This is a genomic window from Calidithermus terrae, assembly GCF_003574345.1.
GTDB classification, from domain to species: Bacteria; Deinococcota; Deinococci; order Deinococcales; family Thermaceae; genus Calidithermus; species Calidithermus chliarophilus.
In genome coordinates, this window is sequence record NZ_QXDL01000294.1 from 1 (window position 1) to 3,941 (window position 3,941).

Annotated in this window: 3 protein-coding genes and 1 riboswitch; of the genes, 1 reads left to right on the forward strand and 2 read right to left on the reverse strand. The window is 71.5% G+C overall.

What is annotated here, in order from left to right:
• Nucleotides 1–226, forward strand: a 226-nt coding sequence (locus Mterra_RS19540; protein ID WP_176582561.1) for an adenosylcobinamide-GDP ribazoletransferase, incomplete at its 5' end; no start/stop codon positions are given.
• A gap of 291 nt (nucleotides 227–517) precedes the next feature.
• Here the strand turns inward: Mterra_RS19540 and Mterra_RS19545 are convergent.
• Nucleotides 518–1,804 carry a flavin monoamine oxidase family protein gene (locus Mterra_RS19545; protein WP_119316645.1) on the reverse strand — a complete coding sequence of 429 codons (1,287 nt, stop codon included), beginning with the start codon at nucleotides 1,802–1,804 and terminating at the stop codon, nucleotides 518–520.
• A 327-nt stretch (nucleotides 1,805–2,131) separates the two neighbouring features.
• Entirely contained in the window at nucleotides 2,132–3,397 is a 1,266-nt protein-coding gene (locus tag Mterra_RS19550) for an O-acetylhomoserine aminocarboxypropyltransferase/cysteine synthase family protein (protein WP_119316646.1), read from the reverse strand.
• A gap of 47 nt (nucleotides 3,398–3,444) precedes the next feature.
• A riboswitch (SAM riboswitch) is annotated at nucleotides 3,445–3,599 on the reverse strand.
• Between the last annotated feature and the right edge of the window lie 342 nt (nucleotides 3,600–3,941).

Here is a 3,941-nt window from a genome sequence, read left to right on the forward strand (position 1 = left end):
GGAGTCGGTCGCGGCCTACCTCCGGCGCCTGGGCCTCGACGCGCACCGCGCCGCCCTATTCCCCTGGCCCGCCCTGGCCGTCCTCCTGACCGCCCTGCTCCTGGCCCGCTGGGCCGCCCCCCGCCTCGGCGGCGGCCTCTCCGGCGACGTATACGGCGCGCTGGTCGAGGTGGGGGAGAACGCCGGCCTGCTGGTGGGGGTATGGCTGCTCGGGCAGGGCGGTTGAAGGCTTGTGGGGACCTCTCCCTACCGGCGGTAAGCCGTCAGCTATCAGCTTTCAGCCGTCAGCCTTCAGCGGTAAGCGTGTGGCTCTTGGTAAACCCCTCCCCGCTGGCGGGGAGGGGATATCCCCCCTAACCCCCCTTGCTAAGGGGGGAACCAGGCGTCTGGCGTTTGGCGTCTTGCGTTTGGCGTATTGCGTACGGCGTACGACGTACGACCCGCGCCCGGCGTCCGGCTATCGACCCCAACGAAATAACCCCCCGCAACTCCCGGGGGGCCTTCACTCCAAAAGGGGCTACAACGCCTTGGCCGCCGGCCGGGCGAGCTCCGGCAGGGCCAGCGTCGGGTTGCGCAGCGCCAGCACTTCCTGTGCGGCCCGGCGGCCGCTTTGCAGGGCCCCGTGGACGGTCCCCGCCCAGGCGTTGGAGGCGGTGCCCTCCCCGGCCCAGAACAGCTTCTGCTCGAGCGGTCGCGCCAGGATGGCTCGAGCGTCGGTGGCGCCCGTGACGGCCATGCTGTAGGCGCCCAGGGCGTAGGGGTCGTCCTGCCACTGGCTCCAGGTCCGGGCGCTGGGGGTGAGGCCGGGGCGGCCCAGGGCCTGGCGCAGGGTGGCGAGGCCGGCCTCGAGCGCGCCCTCCTGGCCGAGCTCGAGCAGCCGCCGCGCCTTCGCCCCGGCGGCGAAGGCGGTCATGACCTCGCCGCCGTAGTCCTGGCCCTTCGAGCTCGACCACCACTCGTCGGGCAGCCCGCCGCAGACGTACAGCCCGTTGACGCCCTCGGGGAGGACGGGCTGCTCGAAGCGGTAGACCAGCTTGAGCACCGTCGCCACCCCCAGCCGCCGCAGCGCCGAGAGCTTCCACTCGGGCAGCTCGGGCAAGAAGCGCACCTTCCCGGCCTTGAGCACCCCCACCGGCAGGGTGATCACCGCCTGGTCGGCGCTGTAGGCCCGGCCGTCCTTGAGGATCACTGTGACGCCGGGGCCGCCCCAGGCGACGGTGTCCACCACGGCACCTAGCTCGACGTCGAGCCCTTCGGCCAGGGCCTGAACCACGCGGTCATAGCCCGGCAGGGGGCGGTAGTCGCCCTCCTCCGAGGTGGGGTCGAGCATGAACTCGAGCGCGGCCCGGGCCGAGAGCTGCTCGGGGTCGCCGTAGTCGGAGACGTACTCCTGCATCTTGTAGGGGGCGCGGTGCGCGTCGAGGCCCAGGCGCCGGAGGTAGGCCGCGACCGACTCCTCGCCCTGCGCCTCGGGCCAGCCCAAAGCCCGCACGCCCGAAAAACAGACTTCTTCGCCCACCGTGCGCAAACGGCCGTCCGGCAGGCGGATCCAAAGGTCGCTCTGCTGGTTGATGTAGTGGGTTTTGATCCGGTGTTGGTTGAGGATTTCCCAGGTGGGAACCACGCTGGTGTGGACGAACTCGGCCCCGAGTTCGACCGGAACCCCCGCGAAGTCGCGGTCGGTGTGGATGCGTCCTCCGACGCGGTCTCTGGCTTCAAGGATTCGGACCTTGTGTCCTGCTGCCGTGAGGTCTTGGGCTGCGGCCAAACCCGCAATACCGGCTCCGATCACGAGCGTCGTCATGCGAACACCTTTTTTTCTACACTTCTTCTGACCTTTCTCCCGAGAATTGTTGTGGATGCTCGGGCATCACCCTGCCGACTTAGTCGCTCCATCGTGCCGTGGCATACGGCATGGTGGCAGTTCGTCGAGTTTCGCGCTTGCTCGCGCCCGGGTGCGCCCCCTGCCGGGGCGCGGCCGATCCGTTGGTGCGGTACCTCCTCGAAGGTAGCGAATTTCCCCGGGGAACGCCGGGGATTGCCTCATGATAGCCCGGGGGCGGTGCCCCGAGGATGAGTTGGCTCGCAGTCGGGGAAAGGCGGGAAGGGGCGGCGGGGGGCTCGAGGCCGCTCACCCCGCCTCGCCCACCGCCTCCACCGCCGCCAGCGCCTCGGCCAGCATGGCCCGGACGTCCCTGGGGCTCTCCAGGCCCACCGAGAAGCGGATCATCTCGGGCCGGACCCCGGCGGCCAGGCGGGCGGCCTCGGGGATGCGGCCGTGGGTGGTGGTCCAGGGGTGCACGGCCAGGGTGCGGGCGTCGCCGACGTTGGGGGCCTGGATGACCCGCAGGCGGGCCAGGAAGCGGCTGGCCCCCTCGAGCCCGCCCTTCACGCCGAAGGCCAGGATGCTGCCGAAGCCGCCGCGCAGGTACTGCGCGGCCCGGGCGTGGGCCGGGTCGCCGGGGAGGCCGGGGTAGCGCACCCAGGCCACCTGGGGCTGCTCCTGCAGCCAGGCCGCGACCTCGAGGGCGCTCCTACAGGCCCGCTCGACCCGCAGCTCGACGGTCTCGACGCCCTGGAAGAGCAGGTAGGCGTTGAAGGGGGAGAGCACCATCCCGCCCAGCGAGAGGCCGAGCTGCCGGACGCGCTCGAGGAAACATCGCGGGCCGGCGGCTTCCCAGGGGACGCGGCCTTGCGGGTCGGGGGTGGTGAACTGCGGGTAGTTCCGCCAGACCTCGCTCGAGCGGGCCAGCACCGCCCCGCCCAGGATCGAGCCGTGCCCGCTGGCCCACTTGGTCAGGCTGTGGGTGACGGCGTGGGCGCCGTGCTCGAGGGGCCGCGCCAGCGCGCCCACCGCCCCGAAGGTGTTGTCCACGATCAGGGCCACGCCGTGCGCCTCGCACAGCCGGGCCAGGCCCGCCAGGTCGGGGAGCTCGAGCGAGGGGTTGCCCAGCACCTCGGTGAAGACGGCCCGGGTGCGCTCGTTCAGCACCGCCCGCACCGCCTCGACCTCTGGCGCCACGAAGTGAACCCTGACGCCCATGAGGCCGAAGACCTGGCCCAAGAGCCCGACCGTGCCGCCGAAGAGCCCGGGGCTGGCGACGACCTCGTCCCCCGAGCGCACCAGCGCGAGCAGCGCGGCGAAGCTCGCGGCCTGGCCTGAGGCCAGGCACACCGCGCCGATGGCGTCCTCGAGGGCGCTCAGGCGCTGCTCGAGCGCGGCCACGGTGGGGTTTTGCAGGCGGGTGTAGGTGTAGCCCTCGCTGGTGGCGAACTTGTGCGCGCCTTCCTCGAGGCTCTCGAAGCTGTAGGCCGCCGTCGCGTAGATGGGCAGGCCCACCGCGTGGTGGGGGTCGTCGGGCAAGCCGCTGAGTACCGCCAGGGTCGAAAAGTCCACAAAAATCCCCTCCTCGGACGTTCTCCCGAAGAAGGGCTCGAGCCCTTCTTCTATCTTTCCCCGGGCCTTTCGCTGTGCCTAGCGACGGGGGCTCGAGGCGGAGTTAGCACCAAACGTAGCGGCCTGCTCGGTGATGGGCGAGCGGCGGCTACAGGTTGCCGCAGTGTCGTCGGGCCGTTCCCTCGACTGCTCTGGATAGAAGAACGTGCTGGTTGTGGCCCTGAAGCGCAGGGTTAGCCCCGATGGTAGGGGTTGGGCGGGGCGGCGTCAAGACGGAAGGTTGGTTTGGCGACCCTCGTTCCGCCGTCAGGGGCCGGAGGGGGAGGCCATTCCACATGGCGAGGGCATCGCGGTACGCGACCCGGCGTACGCCGGAAACCTGCTCCCCCTGGCGGCCCCCGAGGGACCCCAGGTCACCGGCAGAGCCGGTACGGCCTACGGCCACCCCCTCGCGGGCATGCCGCCGGGCCTCGGCGCCCGCGTACGCGGGGGTGCGGGCCGCACCTTGACCCGGCGGCATGCCCGCGAGGGGGTGGCCGTAGGC

Coding starts and splice junctions, on each gene's coding strand:
- Mterra_RS19545 (WP_119316645.1), bottom strand. CDS start 1,804: ATGACGACGCTCGTGATCGGAGCCGGTATTGCGGGTTTGGCCGCAGCC.